The sequence below is a fragment of the Mesorhizobium sp. CNPSo 4689 genome (genome assembly GCF_057784325.1).
In genome coordinates this window covers 396,043-413,284 of sequence record NZ_JBWLUZ010000003.1, presented here as the reverse complement: position 1 = coordinate 413,284, position 17,242 = coordinate 396,043, and the positions used below count along the sequence as shown (strand labels likewise).

The window sequence follows — 17,242 nt, the reverse complement described above, 5'->3', positions numbered from 1 at the left end:
ACCTCTATCGATGCCTCAGACGGGCAACCCCTCGGCCAATTTCATGACCGCCTATAGCCGAAATTCCTGTTGGATGCGACGGGCGCATTCGAGCGGCGAGAGTAAGCTGGTGTCGATCTCGAGATCGTAGCGGTTGCCCTTGTGGGCACGGTCGTATTGCCAGCGCGCCAGGCCAGGCAGCCTGTCGGCACGCTGGGCCTCCCGCGCCTCGAGCACGGCCAGCGGCGCGAAGACGCCGACCACGTGGATCGAAGCCGGACAGCAGCGCCTGATACTCCGACATCTCGTCGCAGAGCACGTCATCGACGATGAGGTTGTTGCCCTGCCCGGCCATGGCGGCAACGGCGTGCTGCCTTGCATCGCGCGCCGGCCGACCGGACCTGCCTGGATGACGACGGACGGCTTGCCGTCCTGCAATAGTGTTTCGAAGGCGAAGCCTTGCGCATGGTCCTGCAGCGCCTCGGGCAGCATCTCCAAAAAGGCGTCCATCTGCACATGCAGGAAGGGCTCGGCGGTGATCGTCTGCAGCGCCCTGGCGATCGAACTCTTGCCGGCGCTGCCGACGCCGTTGAGCAGGACAATTTTGGCTGTCACGTCAGAACCCCTTCTAGCCAGGATTTGCGATCCACGACCTACCGGTTCCGCACCACGATACAGGCGCCGCCGACGCTTTGCAGTTTCTGGCAAATGACGTTGGCGGCGGCGCGATTGTCGACACCGATGCGGACCGCATAGATACCGCGGCGCCCGATCGGCGTGCGCACCCGGCTGACGACCGGATCATGGCCGGAGAGCAGGGCCGGAAACCGGCCCCTCACCCGCAGCCATTGATTGATCGCAGCACCCCGGCGGAAATTTCCAGCCACCTGGACGCCCCATGGCTTGACGTTGATCGAGGCCATCGCCACGGTTCTCGACATGATCACCGGCAGTTTGCGGCAAGCGACGGCGAAGCTCATTTTCTTGTCGAGCGGCTGGATGGTGCCGGCATAGGTGGTGTCGGTGAACTTGTCGGCGGGTTCACCCATGATGTCGAAGACGTAGCTCTCGGTCTCCATCGGCAGGAAGCCGCCGGAACTCAGCCAGCGCGACACACGGTTCTCGCCGGCATTGTAGGCAGCCGCCGCCAGGCCAAGATTGCCAAAGCCGACCTTCATCTCGGCGAGATATTTGGCCGAAGCCGGGATCGCCTGCTCGACGTCGAAGGAATTGGCCAACCCTCGCATCTTGGCGGTTCCCGGCATGAACTGGGCGATGCCTTCCGCTCCGACGGGGCTCACCGCATTCGGATCGAAGCGGCTTTCCTTCCAGATCAGCCGAGCGAAGAAGTCCTTGGGCAGGCCGTTCTGGTTGGCATGCGCCTCGATCAGGTCGCAGACCCGGTTGATCAATCTCTTGGCCGCGGATTGCGGCGGATCGGCGTAAGCCGTGTTGCCCCACAGAAGCCAAAGAGAGACCAAGGAAACAATAAGCGCAACGACGTGCGCCAAACGCTGAGCCCGTGTTGAAAATCGCTCCGGTGAGCCAGATGATAGTGGCTTCGAGAACCGGCGCGGAGCGGACATCCGGTCCGTGAGCACTGGAAGCGCAGAAGACGCCTTCAGGTGGCCGCCGGAGTGGATTTTCGGCATGGGCTCATTCCGCCGCGGCCTTGCCGTGGCGCCCGAACCGCTGCTCGATATAGTCGGCGACCATCTTCTCGAAATCCGCTGCGATCGAAGGGCCGCGCAGCGTCGCCGCCTTCTTGCCGTCGACGAACACCGGCGCCGTCGGCGTCTCGCCGGTGCCTGGCAGCGATATGCCGATATCGGCATGCTTGGATTCGCCCGGCCCGTTGACGATGCAGCCCATCACCGCGACTTTGAGGTTCTCGACGCCTGGATATTTCTCTCGCCAGACAGGCATGTTCTTCCTGAGGTCGGCCTGGATGTTCTGCGCCAGTTCCTGGAACACGGTCGACGTCGTGCGGCCGCAGCCGGGGCATGCGGCAACGATCGGCACGAACTGCCGGAAGCCCATGGTCTGCAGCAATTCCTGCGACACCTGCACCTCGCGCGTGCGATCGCCATTCGGCTCCGGCGTCAGCGAGATGCGGATCGTGTCGCCGATGCCTTGCTGCAGCAGGATGCCCATCGCGGCGGACGAGGCGACAATGCCTTTCGAGCCCATGCCCGCCTCTGTCAGGCCGAGATGCAGCGCGTGGTTGGAGCGGGTGGCGAGTTCGGTGTAGACGGCGATCAGGTCCTGCACGCCGCTGACCTTGGCCGACAGGATTATCTTGTCGCGGCCAAGGCCGATCTCCTCGGCCATCTCGGCCGACAGGATCGCCGACTGCACGATCGCCTCACGGGTGACTTCCTGGGCGGTGAGCGGAAAGCCTTGCGCCTGGTTTTCGTCCATCAGACGGGTCAGCAGTTCCTGGTCGAGCGAGCCCCAGTTGACGCCGATACGCACCGGCTTGTCGTATTTGATCGCCATCTCGACGATCGCCGCGAACTGGCGGTCTTTCTTGTCCTTGAAACCGACATTGCCGGGATTGATGCGGTATTTGGCCAGCGCCTCGGCGCAAGCGGGATGATCGGCCAAGAGCTTGTGGCCGATATAGTGGAAATCGCCGACCAGCGGCACGTTGATGCCGAGCCGCTGGAGCCGGTCACGGATGGCCGGCACGGCGGCGGCACTCTCGTCGCGGTCGACGGTGATGCGCACGATCTCGGAGCCGGCACGATGCAGCGCTGCAACTTGCGCCACGGTCTGGTCGATATCGGCCGTGTCGGTATTGGTCATCGACTGCACGACGACAGGCGCACCGCCGCCGACGATGACGCCGCCGACGTCGACGCCGACCGACGTGCGGCGCGGGAAAGGAGAGGAAAAATACCCGGTCATGGCCGGCCGCCTCTTATCTAGAAGGTCCGGGCATGAGGTGGAGGAGCAAAGATGGCTTGTCAATGGCAAGCGGCAAGCAGTCGCGGCAAATCGCCGGGAGGCCAAGAAAGCCTGGCGTTCACGAGAGTCGCATTCCGGCTTCGCCGGTGACGACAACAGTGGGATATTGGATTTCAGAACAAACCACCAACACCGGCGGCATGACTGCCACCGGAAAGTTGATTGCGCACCGAAGGGGGCGCGCGCTGTTTGCTAGTGGAGCGTCAGTGCGTCGTCGGTTTTGCCTTCAGCTTTTCAATCTCGTCCTTGATTGCCAGCTTGCGCCGCTTGAGATTCACGATCTCGAGGTCGTCGACCGAAGGATGGTTCATCGCGTCGGTGATTTCGCGCTCGATGTCGCCGTGTTTCCGCTGCAACTCATCAAGATGGGATGCAAGAGACATGATTGGTTCTCCCTTTCATGGTTTCCTCGATTGCAGCCGCCAAAATGCGTCCACCGCCAGTTCGCATCTGTGACAGCGCGATGACACTCTGCCACCATCCGCCATCGATGTCGAATGCCCTGTGGTAGCATTCCACGACAATGTGAAATGTGATAAGGCCTGCGCACCGGTGGCAAAACCCCGCCGGCCCCGCCCAATCAGGCCCATCCTTTGGGCGCCGCTTACGTGCAGACGGTAGATAATGTCCGAACAGGAACAGGCTGAGATCCGCCTCGAATATTCCCGCCTGAAGCAGGAACACGCCGATTTCGACGCCGCCATCAACGCTATGATCGCCATGGGCTGCGACCCGCTGCAGATCCAGCGCATGAAGAAGAAGAAGCTCTTCCTCAAGGACCGGCTGATGGCGCTGGAAGACCGCATCATTCCCGACATCATCGCCTGAGCAGCGCCCGAGCCTCGCCGCTCAAACGCCTCACGCCGCGATTGACAGCCGCGCCGCGCGCTGGCGCAGCAGGATAAGCAGTTCGTCGGTCTTTTCCTTCGACGTGTCGATCGGAACCACCAGGCACATCGTCGCCTCGACCTTACCCGGCACCGAGAAGACGGGGGCGGCCAGGCATTTCGTGTAGGCGTCGACCAGGCCCGAAGTCACGCAGTAGCCGGTCGACCTGGCGGTCACTATATCGGCGATGAAATCGTCGAGCTTGAGCCTGCGTCCGTCCGGCAGCACGAGGTCGTCTTCGGAGACCATGTCCTCGATATCGGCTCTTTCGAGACCGGCCAGCAGCAGCCGTCCGGAAGCCGTCCAGGGCAACGGGATCTGCAGACCGGTGGCCGAACTGATTCGGAACGGCCTGGTGCCCGGGCTGGAATGGACGATCGTATAGCGGCCGCTTTGCAGCATGCACAATTCGGAGGTCTCGCCGGTCTCGCGCGACAGGTCGTCGACCTCCTGGCGCCCACGCCGGAGCAGGTCGTTGCCGCGCACATAATCCATTCCGTAGAGATAAAGCTTCTTGCCGAAATAGACCCGGTTGCCGTCGCCGGCCATTTCCAGCAGGCCCGCATCCACCAGCGAACGTACCAGCGTATAGGTCGTCGATCGCGGCGCGTTGACGCCCTTGGCGAGGTCGCCAATGCCGATCGCACGCTGCGTTGTATGCAGGAACTCAAATATCTCGAGCACCCGGTTGAGTCCCTTCTCGCGAGAGCCCGGGGTCTTGTCCTCGGCCGGGCTGATGTCCGGCCGATCTGTAACGCCAATACCGTCTTGCATTACTGATTCCTGATGTTAGTATCTGTCTTGTACAAGGTACAGATGTCTTTTGTAAGAGACAAATTGGCAAAAGACACATGTATCTGAAAGGGGAACACAACCACGAAAAGGAGGTCGCCATGAACGATACATCCAAGAGACGTGATTTTCTGAAACTGGGAATGGCCGGGCTCGCCACGGCCGGAGTAATCGGCGCAGCCGCCTCGGTCGATGTCCAGAAGGCGGCGGCACAAGCCGCACCCGACAGCCTGCTGCGCACTGTTCTCGAGCGCGGCAAGCTGATCGTCGGCACCGGAAGCACCAACGCGCCCTGGCATTTCGAGAACGATGCCGGCGAACTCGTCGGCATGGACATCACCATGGGCCACATCCTGGCCAAGGGTCTTTTCGACGACCCGACCAAGGTCGAGTTCGTCATGCAGGACCCGGCGCAGCGCATTCCGAATGTCACCACCAACAAGGTCGACATCACCATCCAGTTCATGACCATGACCGCCCAGCGTTCGCAGTTGATCAACTTCTCCAGGCCGTACTACGTCGAAGGCGTCGCGCTGCTGACGCTTCCGTCAGCCGAGAACAAGACATTCGACAAGCTGCTCGCCGGCGGTTCGGCAACACGCATTTCCATCCTGCAGAACGTCGATGCCGAGCAGAATGTCCATCTCGTCCTGCCGCAGTCGCAGGTGATGCAGATCGACACCCAGGCCAATGTGCTGCAGGCGCTGGAATCGAAGCGTGTCGACGCGGCCGCCGTCGATCTCTCGACGGTCCGCTGGCTGGCCTCGCGCAATCCCGACAAATATTTCGATGCCGGCAAGAGCTGGTTCTCGATGCTTTACGGCGCCGCACTCCGGCAAGGCGATCCCGACTGGCTGGCCTTCGTCAACACAGCCTTTGCGACGGCGATGTTCGGTCATGAAACGGCGCTCTACGACGCCGCATTCAAGGACTATTTCGGGCTGGAGCCGCCGGCGCGGCATCCCGGTTTCCCGGTTATCTGACAAAAGCCGGCGGAGGGGCAAGCACGCCCTTCCGCCTCCTTCTCCTCGACAGCGTGATGCCACGCTGGCTATTGAGGCGGACGCATGGGCTATACGCTCAACTTCAACCTGATCTGGCGGCATTTCGACAAGCTCTGGGGCGGGCTGCTGCTCAGTCTTGAGCTCGCCGTCATCTCGATCGCCATCGGCATCGTCATCGGGCTGGTGCTGGCGGTCTGGTATGTTTCGGCCGGCCGTATCGTGCGGTCGATCATCGCCGCCTATGTCGAATTCATCCGCAACGTGCCGCTGATCCTGCTCGTCTACCTCGTCTTCTACGGCCTGCCGACCGTGGTCGACATCGCCTACAGCGCACCGACCTCGTTCGTCGCCACGCTGTCGCTCTATAGCGGTGCCTATCTGGTCGAGGTGTTTCGCTCAGGCCTCGAAGCCGTGCCGCGCGGACAGCTGGATGCCGGCAAGGCGATCGGCCTGACGCCCTGGCAGCGGCTCATCCATGTGCGCCTGCCGACGATGCTGCGCATCACGCTGCCGGCGCTTTCGAATACCTTCCTGTCGCTGTTCAAGGACACCTCCGTCGCCTCGGTCATCTCGGTGCCCGAACTGACCTACGGCGCCCAGTGGATCAATTTCAACACCTTCCGCATCGTCGAGGTCTATCTGGTGACCACGGCGATGTATCTGCTGACCGGCTATGTGCTGCTTTTCGCGCTCAGGCTCGTCGAGCGCCGGTTCAGGGCGGCGCGCTGACATGCTGAGCCAGATCATCTACGCCTTGCCGTTCCTCGCCGAAGGCTTCGCCGTGACACTGTGGGTGTCGCTGCTGGTCGTAGTCCTGTCGCTCATCGCCGGTGTCGTGCTGGGTGTCGGCCTCGTCTACGGTCCGACGCCGCTGCGCTGGGCAGTGCGCATCTTCAGCGACACCATACGCGGCATCCCGATCCTGGTGCTCATCTTCTTCGTCTATTACGGCCTGCCGGCCGTCGGGATTCACCTGCAGTCCTTCTGGGCGGCGGTGCTGGCGTTGACCTTGTTCAAGACGGCGCAGGTCGTGGAATATCTGCGCGGTGCCGTCGGCTCCATTCCCAAGGGCCAGTCCGAAGCGGCGATGGCGATAGGGCTGACCTTCCGCCAGCGGCTGGCCTACGTCATCTTTCCGCAGGCCTTCAGGCGCTTCCTGCCGCCCTGGATCAATGGCGTCACCGATGCGGTGAAGGGCAGCGCGCTGGTCTCGCTGCTCGGCATCACCGACCTGATGCAGGCCATCAACCAGGTCATCGGCCGCACCTATGAGGCCATGCCGCTCTATATCCTCGGCGCGCTGGTCTACTTCGCGGTCAACTACGCGCTTTCGCTCGCCAGCCGGCGGCTGGAACAGCGCTTCGCCTTCATTCGGGAATAGCAAGAATGTCCGATGCCTCCAATGCCGCGCTACTCGATGTGAGCGATGTTTCCAAGGCCTTCGGCACTGTCGAGGTGCTGCGTGCCGTCAGCCTCGAGGTGAAGCGCGGCGAGGTGGTGACCATCATCGGGCCGTCCGGCAGCGGCAAGACCACGCTGCTGCGCTGCGTCAACTTCCTCGAAAGCTACGACAGCGGCTCGATCCGCATCGACGGCAAGGAGGTCGGCTATCGCGATGCCGGGACACGCCAGCGCCGCAGCGAGCGCGATCTGGCGGCGATGCGCGCCGAGACCGGAATGGTCTTCCAGAGCTTCAACCTGTTCCCGCATCTGACCGCCGCCGGCAACATCATGCTCGGCCTGCGCAAGGTGCGCGGCAAAAGCGAAGCCGAGGCGCGCAACATTGCCGAGCACTGGCTCGGCCGGGTCGGCCTCGCCCACAAGGCCGACAGCCTGCCGGCCGAGCTTTCCGGCGGCCAGCAGCAGCGCGTCGGCATAGCCCGCGCGGTCGCCATGGAGCCGAAGATCCTGCTTCTCGACGAGATAACCTCCGCACTCGATCCCGAACTGGTCGGTGAAGTGCTGGCCGTCGTGCGCAGCCTGGCCGAGGACGGCATGACGATGCTGATGGTCACCCATGAAATGGCCTTTGCGCGCGATGCCTCGAGCCGCATCGTCTTCATGGCCGATGGCGGCGTCAGCGCGGTTGGCCCGCCGGCCGAAATCCTGGCGGCGGAAGCGTCAAACGAACGCCTGCGCAGCTTTCTGGCGCGGTTCCGCGCCTCGCATTTCTGACACCGGACAGCGAAAGCTGCCGCAAGGAGCATTTGATGACGCCTTACATCCGGCTCGCCGAACTGGGCCTGATCCTGCCCGAGCCACCGACGCCGATCGCCAACTTCGTCACCCATGCCGAGAGCGGACGCCTGATCTTCCTCTCCGGACAGGGACCGCTGCGCGCCGACGGCACGCTTTGCACCGGCAAGGTGGGCGAAGACGTGACCGTCGAGGAAGCCTACGAGCACGCCCGCCTCACCGGCCTCAACCTGCTTGCTGTCATGCATGCGGCGGCGGGCGACCTCGGCCGCATCGTGCGCGTCGTCAAGCTGCTCGGCTTCGTCAACGCCATCCCGACCTTCAGCGACCATCCAAAGGTGGTCAATGGCTGCTCCGATCTTTTCGCCGAGGTCTTTGATAGGATCGGCGGGCATGCCCGCTCGGCGATCGGCGTCGGCTCGTTGCCGGGCAACATCACCGTCGAAATCGAAGCGGTCGTCGAGATCGCCACCTGATTTGTTAGAAATGGATCTGCCGAGATGAACACCTATTCCGCTGACCGCTCCAACCTGCCAATCCGCGACCGGCTCGGCCTGCGCCCGATCATCAATGTCTCCGGCACCATGACGACGCTCGGCGCTTCGATCATCGTCCCGGAAGCGATCGCGGCAATGGCGGAAATCGCCTCGCAATGGGTCGAGATGGACGATCTGCAGCGCGCCGCAAGCACGGTGATCGCGCGCCTGACCGGCGGCGAGGCCGGTTTCATCACCGCTTGCTGTGCCAGCGGCATCACCATGGCGATCGCCGGCGCGATGACCGGAACCAACCTTTTGGCGATCGAGCGCCTTCCGGATGACACCGAAGGCCTGAAGTCCGAGGTCGTCATCCAGCTCGGCCATATCGTCAATTACGGCGCGCCGATCGACCAGTCGGTCCGGGTGGCTGGCGCCAAAGTTGTGCCCGCCGGCACGGTCAGCGTCACGCAGGACTATCATGTGCACGAAGCGATCAACGAGCGCACGGCGGCAGGACTGTACGTCATTGCGCACCACACCGTGCAGTACGGCATGCTGTCGCTGGAGGAATTCTGCGAGATCTGCCACGCCAAGGGCGTCCCGGTGATCGTCGACGCGGCTTCCGAATATGATCTGCGCAGCTTCCTCGCGCGCGGCGCCGACATCGTCGTCTACAGCGGCCACAAATTCCTCTCAGGACCGACCAGCGGCATCGTGACGGGACGCAAGGACCTGGTGCGCACCGCCTATCTGCAGAACCGTGGCGTCGCCAGGGCGATGAAGGTCGGCAAGGAAAGCATCGCCGGCACTATGGCGGCACTCGAGGCCTGGGAGCGGCGCGATCATGCCGGCATCCGCAAGCGGGAAGAATCGGCGCTCAACCTGTGGCAGGACGCGCTGCAGGGCCTGCCCGGCATCACCGCGCGCATCATCCCCGACCCGACCGCCAATCCACTCGACCGCCTGCAGATCTTTGTTTCGCCCGAGAGCCGCTTCACCGCCGCCGGCCTCGCCTCGGCGCTTGCCGCCGGCTCGCCGCCGATCATCGTGCGCAACCACGAAGTCGAGCGCGGCCATTTCTTCCTCGATCCGTGCAATCTGCATCCCGGCGAGGCCGAGATCGTCGGCGAGCGGCTGCGTGCCGTGTTGAGCGCGGCTGAGCGCCCCGCGGATGCCATGAAACAGCCCCGCAAGGAGTCCTCCGGCGCCTTGCGGTGGCCGGATTAGATGCTCCCGATCCTTGCGGCCCTTGGCGAATTCCGCTAAGGCGCGCCTTTGCCGCCGGGAGCATGCGCTTGAACGATCACCGCGCCGACGTCGCCATCATCATGGGCAGCCAATCCGACTGGGCGACGATGCGCCACGCCGCCGAAACGCTGGAGGCGCTGGGCGTTGCGCACAAGCGCCTGATCATCTCGGCCCACCGCACGCCGGACCGGCTCTATGACTTCGCCAAGGGCGCCAAGGCGGCTGGCTACAAGGTGATCATCGCCGGCGCCGGGGGTGCCGCGCACCTGCCCGGCATGACCGCGGCGATGACGCCGCTGCCCGTATTCGGCGTGCCGGTGGAATCCAAGGCGCTGTCCGGCCAGGACTCGCTGCTCTCCATCGTGCAGATGCCGGCGGGCATTCCCGTCGGCACTTTGGCCATCGGCAAAGCCGGTGCTGCCAACGCGGCGCTTCTCGCCGCCGCCGTGCTGGCATTGCACGACGAAGAACTCGCCGACCGGCTGGATGCCTGGCGCGCCGCCCAGACCGCCAAGGTCGCCGCCGAACCCACGGACGCGCCGTGAGCATGCCTGCGGGATCGACCATCGGCATCATCGGCGGCGGCCAACTCGGCCGCATGCTGGCGATGGCCGCGGCACGCCTCGGCTACCGCACGGTGGTGCTCGAGCCGCAGGCCGATTGCCCGGCGGCGCAAGTCGCCAACCGGCAGATCACGGCCGCCTATGACGATGCCGCCGCACTTGCCGAACTGGCGGCGGCCAGCGCCGTCGTCACCTACGAGTTCGAAAACGTCCCGGTCGCCGCAGCCACAGCACTTGCCGCCAAGGTGCCTGTCTATCCGCCGGCACGGGCGCTGGAAGTGTCGCAGGACCGTTTGGCGGAAAAGAATTTCCTCAACGGCATCGGTATTCCCACGGCGGATTGTTGTCCCGTCGACAATGACGAGGAACTGACGGAGGCGCTGCAGAAATTCAACGGCAGCGGCATCCTGAAGACGCGTCGAATGGGCTATGACGGCAAGGGCCAGCGCGTTTTCCGCAACATGGAAACCGGCGGCTTTGCCGGCACCTGCGAGGCGATGGGCAATGTGCCGTTGATCCTCGAATCCTTCGTCGCTTTCGAGCGTGAAATCTCGGTGATCGCGGCGCGTGGTCTGGGCGGTGCGCTTGCCGCCTACGATCCGGCCGAGAATGTGCATCGCAACGGCATCCTTCACACCTCGACCTTGCCGGCCGCGATAAGGCCTGAAACCGCGGCCGCGGCGCAGGAGGCGGCCGCAAAGATTCTCACGGCGCTCGACTATGTCGGCATCATCGGCGTCGAGTTCTTCGTCCTTGCCGATGGTTCGCTGCTGGCCAACGAGATGGCGCCGCGCGTCCACAATTCCGGCCACTGGACCGAAGCCGCAGCAACCGTCTCGCAGTTCGAGCAGCATATCCGCGCCGTCGCCGGCCTGCCGCTGGGATCGCCTGCCCGCCATTCCGACTGCGTCATGGAAAACCTGATCGGCGACGACGTGCTGCGAGTTCCGGCTCTGCTCGCCGAGCCCGACCTGATGCTGCATCTCTACGGCAAAGCCGAGGCGCGGCCCGGCCGCAAGATGGGCCATTTCACGCGCGTCAGCCGCCGCGCCTGACGTTTTGTCTATTGGGGATCGTCGCCCTCGTCCTCGTTCGGACTGTCGCAACTCACGTCGCCTTCCTGGCAGTTGGCACCGGAGGTGAGCTGCTTGATCCGCTCATTGGTCAATTCCGTTAGGCATTGCGAAACCTCCATCGGATGGATGGAGCCACCCTCGCTGTCCGCGGTCGTGTACGCACATTCCGCGTCGCGGAAAGTGATCCAGGCGCGCTGTGCGGTCTGCAGCAATTTGTTGGACTTGTCGTCGTTGCGGCCGACAAGGTCCTTGTAGGCCGCGTTGAGCTTTGCGTCGGCCGCCTGGTAATCGGCGCCGGCGCAGATGGTCATCATCGACTGGCTGTCGTCGCTGCGGTCGCATTCCTCCTGTGCCTGGACGGCTGACCCGGCCGAAAGGACCACGAGACAGGCAGACAGTAGAAGGCGGCGCATGGTGTTCTCCGATTTGCTTCGCGGCGACGGCACCATTCCAGCCGCACCCGTATCGCGCAATGCCGCTCGGTGCGGATGGCGAATATTTGATGGGCAAGGTCACTTGCCGCATATCGGAAGCGCTCTTGTGGCTGACTTGCGGTTGACATGGGCAAGGCTCCTCGTTTATGAGCCACGCACAAGTTGAAAGGCGCGTCTTCGGGCGCGCCTTAAAAATTCGGCCCGGACCGGGCCCAGACCGACGGGCAAGACCATGAAGATCAAGAATTCGCTCAAGGCGCTGAAGGCGCGTCATCGCGACAACCAGCTGGTTCGTCGCAAGGGACGCATCTACATCATCAACAAGACCGCCCCGCGCTACAAGGCGCGCCAGGGCTGAGTTTTGCATGCGCGGCTGATGTTGCCGCGCCTGCATGATGTTAATTGCCGGCCTGCCGGCCCTTTCACGCTAAAATCACTTTGACGATCCGCCGTCCGGGGCTAGATTCCGGCGATGCGGATTCTTTTTGCATTGATCCCGGCCCTTCTGCTTTCGGGCATCGTCTTGCCGGCCGCCATCTCACCAGCTCGGGCGGACGATCCTGTCGCGCCTCCGGTTGCCACGACCAAACAGGCACGCCTCGACCAGCTTTTCGTCGACCTGAGGCGCGAACGCAATGAAAAGGCCGCCGAGCGCATTGCCGGGCGCATCTGGAGCGAATGGTTCCAGTCCGGCAGCGCCTCGATCGACCTGATGATGCAATGGTCGCAGAAGGCCATGGAAAACCAGAAATACGACGTCGCGCTCGATTTCCTCGACCAGGTGGTGACCTTGCAGCCGGCCTATGCCGAAGGCTGGAACCGGCGCGCGACGGTGCATTTCATGATGAAGAACTACGGCAAGTCGATGTCCGACATCGACCGCACGCTACAACTCGAGCCCCGCCATTTCGGCGCACTTTCGGGGCTGGCGCAGATCATGGCCGAGACCGGCCACAAGCAGTCGGCGCTTGAAGCCTGGCAGAAGGTGCTTGCCATCTATCCGATGATGCGCAGCGCCCAGGACCAGGTCGGTGCGCTGTCGGAAGAGCTTGCCGGCGAAGGCATTTGATGCGCAGGCTTGCAGCACAAAAACCGCTGCGCCCCCTGAACTAATTCCGCTCCGCTCCGTACCTCCTGCCCATGAACCTCATCTACGCTGCGTTTGCCTTCTTCCTGGCGCTTGTGTTCGCCTTTGCCGGCGTCACCCGCGCCGGCGCATGGCTGATCGAGCGTCGCAATCCGCCGGCCGGTGACTTCGCCGATATCGGCGGCGCGCGCATCCACTATGTCCACGTGCCGGCGCCGGCCAATGCCGACCTGCCGCCGATCGTCTTCATCCACGGCGCCAGCGCCAATCTTGAAGATCAGATGCTGCCGCTGAGACCCCTGATCGAAGGCCGCGCCGAGATGCTGTTCCTCGACCGTCCCGGCTTCGGCTGGTCGGGACCCGGCAACAACGAGACCCCGTCTGTGCAGGCCAACACCATCGCGGCGCTGATGGATCGCCTCGGCATCAAAAAGGCGATCGTCGTCGGCCATTCCTTCGGCGGCGTGGTCACTGCGGCCTTCGGGCGCGAACATGCCGACAGGACGCTTGGCCTCGTCTTCCTTTCGCCCGTCAGCCATCCCTGGCCGGGCGGCGCGACCGCCTGGTACTACAGACTGACGACGGTTCCGGTCGTCGGCCGGCTGTTTTCCGAAACGCTGGCCTATCCGGCGGGAACGCTGCAGATGGACGCCGCCACCACTTGCGTCTTTTCCCCCAACAAGGTGCCGGACGGCTATGTGGCCGCGGCTTCGATCCCCCTGGTGCTACGGCCCGCCGCCTTCCGCGCCAATGCCATCGATGTAGCGGGGCTCTATGGCTATGTGCTGGCCGCCGCGCCGCGCTACCACGACATCAAGGCGCCGACCGTGATCATCTCGGGCGACCGCGACAAGATCGTCTACGCGACGGTCCATTCGGTTGGCCTGGCGCGCGACATTGCGGGCGCCGAACTGGTTTGGGTGCGCAATCTCGGCCACAAGCCCGATTGGATCGCCCCCGATCTCGTCATCGGCGCGATCGGCAAGGTCGCCGGCAGGGCCCTGGACCTGCAGGCAATGGCCAGGAGCGTGGAAGCACGCATCGCCGGCGATGCGCAGGGCGCCAAATGTCCCGATCTAAAGGTGCCGGAAGCCGAACTCGCGCCGACCTAGAACAATTCCGGGAAAGGTGTGAAACGGTTTTCCGTCCGGAATTGCGTCAAAACAAAGAGATAGATTCCGCAATCGGGCGGACCAGCTCTACCGGCTCGGCTGCGTCTCCGACCCGACATAGGCGATACGAAGCATATTGGTCGAGCCCGGGGTCCTGAGCGGCACGCCAGCGGTAATGATGACGCGGTCGCCCGGCTTGGCGAACCCTTCATCTATGGCGATGCGGCAGGCGCGGTCGACCATGTCGTCGAGGTCGACCGCATCGGGCGAGACGACGCAATGCGTGCCCCACAGAAGCGACAGCCGCCGCGCCGTGTTGAGGATCGGCGACAGCGCCACGATCGGCACCTGCGGCCGCTCGCGCGCGGCGCGCAGGCCGGTGGTGCCGGAGGCCGTATAGGTGACGATCGCCGACAGTTTCAGCGTCTCGGCGATCTCGCGGGCGGCGAGCGAAATGGCGTCCGCACCCGTCGCTTCCGGTTCAGAACGCTGCGCATTGATGATGCCGGCATAGGTCGGGTCGGTTTCGACCTTGGTGGCGATCCTGTCCATCATCGCCACAGCCTCGACCGGATAGGCGCCGGCCGCCGATTCGGCCGACAGCATGATGGCGTCCGCGCCTTCGAAGACGGCGATCGACACGTCCGAGACCTCGGCGCGGGTCGGCACCGGTGCGGTGATCATCGATTCCAGCATCTGCGTGGCAATCACCACCGGCTTGCCGGCGCGGCGCGCGGCGCGCGTGATCTGCTTCTGGATGCCGGGCACGGCTTCGAGCGGCATTTCGACGCCGAGATCGCCGCGGGCAACCATCAGCGCATCCGACAGTTCGATGATCTCCGACAGCCGGGCGACGGCCTGCGGCTTTTCGATCTTGGCCATGATCAGCGCCCGGCCGCGCGCGATCTTGCGCGCTTCGGCGAGATCCTCCGGCCGCTGCACGAAGGACAGCGCCACCCAGTCGACGCCTGCCGCCAGCACCGCGTCGAGATCCTTGCGGTCCTTCTCGGTCAAGGCGCCGACCGGCAGGTCGGTGTCGGGCAGACTGACGCCCTTCTTGTCGGAAATGGTGGTGCCGGCAACGACAGTGCAGACGATCGACTTGCCGTCGCTCTTCACCGCCCTCAGTTCCAGCTTGCCGTCGTCGATCAGCAAACGGTGACCGGCCTCGACCGAGCTCAGGATTTCCGGATGCGGCAAATAGACCCTGCTCGACGTGCCGGGCTCCGGATTGTCGTCGAGCGTGAAGCTTTGGCCGACGCCCAGCACCTCCTTGCCATTGGCGAACTTGCCGACGCGCAGCTTCGGCCCCTGCAGATCGGCGAGGATGCCGATGGGACGGCCGACGGCTTCCTCGACAGTGCGGATGCGGCCGACCAGCGTGCGCATCAAATCGTGGTCGGTATGGCTCATATTGATGCGGAAGACATCGGCGCCGGCTTCGAACAGCTTCTTCAGCATCTCCTCGGAGGAGGAAGCCGGACCGATGGTGGCGAGGATCTTGACCTTGCGGTTGCGTCTCATTGACTGTTTGTTCCCGGGGCGGGGGTCGCCGGAGCGCCTCCCGTTGCGGGCTCGTCGGTCAGCTGGACCATCCAGCTTGCCTGCTCGCCCGTGTCATATTCCTGAAATCCGGCGCGCTGGAAGCCCCGGGCGACGCAATCGGTTACGCCGGCGATCTTGAACTCTTTTTCGGCCACGCACATGTTGATCGGGCCATCCCAACGCCCGCCGCGCTCGGCGTCTTCTGCATAAAGATAGTAAAACCTTGATGACAGCGGTCCTTCGATCAGCGTCTTGCAGCTCGATCCTTCTATGTGCCACCAGCCCTCGGTGATCCAGCCGGCCTTGGCGCGGTAGCCGATGCCGACGCCAACCAGGTTCTGCGTGGCGTTGCAGACGCGGAAGTCGGCACGGGCGGGCGAGGCCGCGATCATGGCCGACAGGCCCGCGGTGACGATCAGGACCGGCAAGGCGAAGGCACGGCGCATGCGCGGCCTGCCGGCGAAACCCATCCTGAAACCCCTCAAGAACCACATCTGCATCTCTCGACGCCCCTTTTCGGAAAACTCCGGGCGCATGTCAACGCGCCGTTCTGTCCAATTCCAATCGATTTAGAAAGGCCCCGCCGGCGATCTGTCGCCTTGCGTCGGATTTTTCGCAGAAACCGTGGCCAAACAACGGCATTGCGCCTGCGCCCTCTTCGTGGAATGACGATACCACCCTCCCCGGAAGCCAGCGACCAGACCATTTTCAGACAATGACCCGATCCACAGTTTTCGCGCCGTTCGATATCGTCGAAGGCGACCGCAAGCGAGGCATCGTGCTTCTTGGCGATCACGCCCGCCGCGAACTGCCGGAAGAGTATGGCAGCCTCGGCCTGCCGGCTAAGGAGTTCGAGCGCCACATCGCCTACGATATCGGCGTCGAGGCCGTGACGCGCGCGCTGGCGGCAATGCTCGGCGTGCCGGCGGTGCTTGCCAATTTCTCGCGGCTCTTGATCGACCCCAATCGCGGCGAGGATGACCCGACACTGATCCGCCAGCTCTATGACGGCACCATCGTGCCGGGAAATTACCCCATGGCGGCGGAAGAGCGGGAGAGACGGCTCGACGGTTTCTACCGGCCCTATCACGATGCCGTCGGCGCCATGATCGCCTCGGTGGCGCAGGCGTCCGCGAAAGCGCCCTTCATCTTCTCGGTACACTCCTTCACGCCGGCCATGCAGGGCATCGAGCGCCCATGGCATGTCGGCATATTGTGGGACCTGGACGACCGGGTGGCGCGGCCGCTGATCGATATGCTGGCGGCGGACGAGAGCCTCGTCGTCGGCGACAACGAACCCTATGACGGCGCGTTGCGCGGCGACACAATGTTCAGGCACGCCATCATCAACGGCTTTGCCCATGCGCTGATCGAGATCCGCCAGGACCTGATCGCCGACAGCAGGGGCGCAATGCAATGGGCCGAACGGCTGGCCCCGATCGTTGACGCGATCGACCGCCTTCCCGATATACATCGGGTGAAGATGTTCGGCTCGCGCACCGGGCCGGTGTGACGGAGATCCGACAATGACCGAACTTAGCGACGAACAGAGACGCGATTTCGAGGCCGCCGCCTTCCGCCGGCTGGTGGCGCATCTGCGCGAACGCAGCGACGTGCAGAACATCGACCTGATGAACCTCGCCGGCTTCTGCCGCAACTGCCTCTCCAACTGGTACCGCGAAGCCGCCGAGACCGAGGGCGTTGCCCTGTCGAAGGACCAGTCGCGCGAAATTATCTACGGCATGCCCTATGCCGAATGGCAGGCGCTCAACCAGACCGAGGCCTCAGACGCCAAGAAGGCCGAATTCGAGGCAAGACGTCCCAGGGATCACTGACGCTGCTTGGCCCAAACACTTTCGGCCCCCAGCG

22 protein-coding genes are annotated in these 17,242 nt (G+C 63.8%); 14 read left to right on the top strand and 8 right to left on the bottom strand.

Annotation, left to right across the window (positions count from 1 at the left end; all coding sequences use genetic code 11):
* Nucleotides 1-51: 51 nt before the first annotated feature.
* The 4 genes from AC04SI_RS07080 to AC04SI_RS07065 form a co-directional block, all read right to left on the bottom strand.
* Nucleotides 52-594 carry a chloramphenicol phosphotransferase CPT family protein gene (locus AC04SI_RS07080; protein WP_488474037.1) on the bottom strand — a complete coding sequence of 181 codons (543 nt, stop codon included), beginning with the start codon at nucleotides 592-594 and terminating at the stop codon, nucleotides 52-54.
* Nucleotides 595-632: 38 nt separating this feature from the next.
* Nucleotides 633-1,469, bottom strand: coding sequence for a lytic transglycosylase domain-containing protein (locus AC04SI_RS07075; RefSeq protein WP_488474062.1), 837 nt, complete (start codon nucleotides 1,467-1,469; stop codon nucleotides 633-635).
* A 166-nt stretch (nucleotides 1,470-1,635) separates the two neighbouring features.
* Nucleotides 1,636-2,889, bottom strand: coding sequence for a flavodoxin-dependent (E)-4-hydroxy-3-methylbut-2-enyl-diphosphate synthase (gene ispG / locus AC04SI_RS07070; RefSeq protein WP_481837546.1), 1,254 nt, complete (start codon nucleotides 2,887-2,889; stop codon nucleotides 1,636-1,638).
* Between the two features lie 263 nt (nucleotides 2,890-3,152).
* Nucleotides 3,153-3,332: a YdcH family protein gene (locus tag AC04SI_RS07065; RefSeq protein ID WP_006203778.1), complete on the bottom strand. Its 180-nt coding sequence runs from the start codon at nucleotides 3,330-3,332 to the stop codon at nucleotides 3,153-3,155.
* A gap of 241 nt (nucleotides 3,333-3,573) precedes the next feature.
* On the opposite strand from AC04SI_RS07065, the gene AC04SI_RS07060 reads away from it, so the two are divergent.
* The gene (locus tag AC04SI_RS07060; protein WP_006203777.1) at nucleotides 3,574-3,777 is read left to right on the top strand and encodes a YdcH family protein; all 204 of its coding nucleotides are present in this window, start codon (nucleotides 3,574-3,576) and stop codon (nucleotides 3,775-3,777) included.
* Between the two features lie 30 nt (nucleotides 3,778-3,807).
* Here the strand turns inward: AC04SI_RS07060 and AC04SI_RS07055 are convergent, their stop codons facing one another.
* Complete coding sequence (locus tag AC04SI_RS07055) at nucleotides 3,808-4,611, bottom strand: IclR family transcriptional regulator (RefSeq protein WP_404283053.1); 804 nt, start codon at nucleotides 4,609-4,611, stop codon at nucleotides 3,808-3,810.
* 119 nt (nucleotides 4,612-4,730) lie between these two features.
* On the opposite strand from AC04SI_RS07055, the gene AC04SI_RS07050 reads away from it, so the two are divergent.
* From AC04SI_RS07050 to AC04SI_RS07015, 8 genes are all read left to right on the top strand, one after another.
* A complete protein-coding gene (locus AC04SI_RS07050) occupies nucleotides 4,731-5,612 on the top strand; it encodes a transporter substrate-binding protein (RefSeq protein WP_192182126.1) in 882 nt (293 codons plus the stop codon).
* Nucleotides 5,613-5,696: 84 nt separating this feature from the next.
* Complete coding sequence (locus AC04SI_RS07045) at nucleotides 5,697-6,362, top strand: amino acid ABC transporter permease (protein ID WP_488474036.1); 666 nt, start codon at nucleotides 5,697-5,699, stop codon at nucleotides 6,360-6,362.
* Nucleotide 6,363: 1 nt separating this feature from the next.
* The gene (locus AC04SI_RS07040) at nucleotides 6,364-7,014 is read left to right on the top strand and encodes an amino acid ABC transporter permease (RefSeq protein ID WP_488474035.1); all 651 of its coding nucleotides are present in this window, start codon (nucleotides 6,364-6,366) and stop codon (nucleotides 7,012-7,014) included.
* A gap of 5 nt (nucleotides 7,015-7,019) precedes the next feature.
* Nucleotides 7,020-7,808, top strand: a complete 789-nt coding sequence (locus AC04SI_RS07035; protein WP_488474034.1) for an amino acid ABC transporter ATP-binding protein — start codon at nucleotides 7,020-7,022, stop codon at nucleotides 7,806-7,808.
* Between the two features lie 35 nt (nucleotides 7,809-7,843).
* Nucleotides 7,844-8,305, top strand: a complete 462-nt coding sequence (locus tag AC04SI_RS07030) for a RidA family protein (RefSeq protein ID WP_192182122.1) — start codon at nucleotides 7,844-7,846, stop codon at nucleotides 8,303-8,305.
* Nucleotides 8,306-8,329: 24 nt separating this feature from the next.
* Nucleotides 8,330-9,535, top strand: a complete 1,206-nt coding sequence (locus AC04SI_RS07025; RefSeq protein ID WP_488474033.1) for an aminotransferase class V-fold PLP-dependent enzyme — start codon at nucleotides 8,330-8,332, stop codon at nucleotides 9,533-9,535.
* Nucleotides 9,536-9,603: 68 nt separating this feature from the next.
* Complete coding sequence (purE, locus tag AC04SI_RS07020) at nucleotides 9,604-10,101, top strand: 5-(carboxyamino)imidazole ribonucleotide mutase (RefSeq protein ID WP_006203767.1); 498 nt, start codon at nucleotides 9,604-9,606, stop codon at nucleotides 10,099-10,101.
* Nucleotides 10,098-11,174: a 5-(carboxyamino)imidazole ribonucleotide synthase gene (locus tag AC04SI_RS07015; RefSeq protein ID WP_488474032.1), complete on the top strand. Its 1,077-nt coding sequence runs from the start codon at nucleotides 10,098-10,100 to the stop codon at nucleotides 11,172-11,174. The genes purE and AC04SI_RS07015 overlap by 4 nt, the downstream gene beginning before the upstream one ends.
* A gap of 8 nt (nucleotides 11,175-11,182) precedes the next feature.
* On the opposite strand, the gene AC04SI_RS07010 is transcribed toward AC04SI_RS07015, so the two are convergent.
* Nucleotides 11,183-11,608 carry a lysozyme inhibitor LprI family protein gene (locus tag AC04SI_RS07010; RefSeq protein ID WP_404283043.1) on the bottom strand — a complete coding sequence of 142 codons (426 nt, stop codon included), beginning with the start codon at nucleotides 11,606-11,608 and terminating at the stop codon, nucleotides 11,183-11,185.
* Nucleotides 11,609-11,861: 253 nt separating this feature from the next.
* On the opposite strand from AC04SI_RS07010, the gene ykgO reads away from it, so the two are divergent.
* The 3 genes from ykgO to AC04SI_RS06995 all read left to right on the top strand — a co-directional run bounded on the left by ykgO (nucleotide 11,862) and on the right by AC04SI_RS06995 (nucleotide 13,828).
* Nucleotides 11,862-11,987, top strand: coding sequence for a type B 50S ribosomal protein L36 (gene ykgO, locus AC04SI_RS07005; protein ID WP_006203764.1), 126 nt, complete (start codon nucleotides 11,862-11,864; stop codon nucleotides 11,985-11,987).
* A gap of 114 nt (nucleotides 11,988-12,101) precedes the next feature.
* Entirely contained in the window at nucleotides 12,102-12,698 is a 597-nt protein-coding gene (locus AC04SI_RS07000) for a tetratricopeptide repeat protein (RefSeq protein ID WP_404283040.1), read from the top strand.
* Nucleotides 12,699-12,769: 71 nt separating this feature from the next.
* The gene (locus tag AC04SI_RS06995; RefSeq protein ID WP_488474031.1) at nucleotides 12,770-13,828 is read left to right on the top strand and encodes an alpha/beta fold hydrolase; all 1,059 of its coding nucleotides are present in this window, start codon (nucleotides 12,770-12,772) and stop codon (nucleotides 13,826-13,828) included.
* A gap of 87 nt (nucleotides 13,829-13,915) precedes the next feature.
* Here the strand turns inward: AC04SI_RS06995 and pyk are convergent, their stop codons facing one another.
* Nucleotides 13,916-15,352 (bottom strand): pyruvate kinase, encoded by a 1,437-nt coding sequence (gene pyk / locus AC04SI_RS06990; protein ID WP_404283037.1) that lies wholly within the window; start codon nucleotides 15,350-15,352, stop codon nucleotides 13,916-13,918.
* Complete coding sequence (locus AC04SI_RS06985; protein ID WP_404283119.1) at nucleotides 15,349-15,765, bottom strand: DUF1036 domain-containing protein; 417 nt, start codon at nucleotides 15,763-15,765, stop codon at nucleotides 15,349-15,351. Before AC04SI_RS06985 ends, pyk begins: the two co-directional genes overlap by 4 nt.
* 323 nt (nucleotides 15,766-16,088) lie before the next feature.
* Here AC04SI_RS06985 and AC04SI_RS06980 point away from each other — a divergent pair, with 323 nt between their 5' ends.
* The gene (locus tag AC04SI_RS06980; RefSeq protein ID WP_488474030.1) at nucleotides 16,089-16,886 is read left to right on the top strand and encodes an N-formylglutamate amidohydrolase; all 798 of its coding nucleotides are present in this window, start codon (nucleotides 16,089-16,091) and stop codon (nucleotides 16,884-16,886) included.
* A 13-nt stretch (nucleotides 16,887-16,899) separates the two neighbouring features.
* Nucleotides 16,900-17,208: a DUF1244 domain-containing protein gene (locus tag AC04SI_RS06975; RefSeq protein ID WP_404283034.1), complete on the top strand. Its 309-nt coding sequence runs from the start codon at nucleotides 16,900-16,902 to the stop codon at nucleotides 17,206-17,208.
* Nucleotides 17,209-17,242: the final 34 nt, after the last annotated feature.

Bases quoted from the DNA above. Each gene is read 5' to 3' on its own strand.
- ispG (WP_481837546.1), bottom strand. From the start codon at position 2,889: ATGACCGGGTATTTTTCCTCTCCTTTCCCGCGCCGCACGTCGGTCGGC.
- AC04SI_RS07065 (WP_006203778.1), bottom strand. From the start codon at position 3,332: ATGTCTCTTGCATCCCATCTTGATGAGTTGCAGCGGAAACACGGCGAC.
- AC04SI_RS07060 (WP_006203777.1), top strand. From the start codon at position 3,574: ATGTCCGAACAGGAACAGGCTGAGATCCGCCTCGAATATTCCCGCCTG.
- AC04SI_RS07055 (WP_404283053.1), bottom strand. From the start codon at position 4,611: ATGCAAGACGGTATTGGCGTTACAGATCGGCCGGACATCAGCCCGGCC.
- AC04SI_RS07050 (WP_192182126.1), top strand. From the start codon at position 4,731: ATGAACGATACATCCAAGAGACGTGATTTTCTGAAACTGGGAATGGCC.
- AC04SI_RS07045 (WP_488474036.1), top strand. From the start codon at position 5,697: ATGGGCTATACGCTCAACTTCAACCTGATCTGGCGGCATTTCGACAAG.
- AC04SI_RS07040 (WP_488474035.1), top strand. From the start codon at position 6,364: ATGCTGAGCCAGATCATCTACGCCTTGCCGTTCCTCGCCGAAGGCTTC.
- AC04SI_RS07035 (WP_488474034.1), top strand. From the start codon at position 7,020: ATGTCCGATGCCTCCAATGCCGCGCTACTCGATGTGAGCGATGTTTCC.
- AC04SI_RS07030 (WP_192182122.1), top strand. From the start codon at position 7,844: ATGACGCCTTACATCCGGCTCGCCGAACTGGGCCTGATCCTGCCCGAG.
- AC04SI_RS07025 (WP_488474033.1), top strand. From the start codon at position 8,330: ATGAACACCTATTCCGCTGACCGCTCCAACCTGCCAATCCGCGACCGG.
- AC04SI_RS07010 (WP_404283043.1), bottom strand. From the start codon at position 11,608: ATGCGCCGCCTTCTACTGTCTGCCTGTCTCGTGGTCCTTTCGGCCGGG.
- ykgO (WP_006203764.1), top strand. From the start codon at position 11,862: ATGAAGATCAAGAATTCGCTCAAGGCGCTGAAGGCGCGTCATCGCGAC.
- AC04SI_RS07000 (WP_404283040.1), top strand. From the start codon at position 12,102: ATGCGGATTCTTTTTGCATTGATCCCGGCCCTTCTGCTTTCGGGCATC.
- AC04SI_RS06995 (WP_488474031.1), top strand. From the start codon at position 12,770: ATGAACCTCATCTACGCTGCGTTTGCCTTCTTCCTGGCGCTTGTGTTC.
- pyk (WP_404283037.1), bottom strand. From the start codon at position 15,352: ATGAGACGCAACCGCAAGGTCAAGATCCTCGCCACCATCGGTCCGGCT.
- AC04SI_RS06985 (WP_404283119.1), bottom strand. From the start codon at position 15,765: ATGATCGCGGCCTCGCCCGCCCGTGCCGACTTCCGCGTCTGCAACGCC.
- AC04SI_RS06980 (WP_488474030.1), top strand. From the start codon at position 16,089: ATGACCCGATCCACAGTTTTCGCGCCGTTCGATATCGTCGAAGGCGAC.
- AC04SI_RS06975 (WP_404283034.1), top strand. From the start codon at position 16,900: ATGACCGAACTTAGCGACGAACAGAGACGCGATTTCGAGGCCGCCGCC.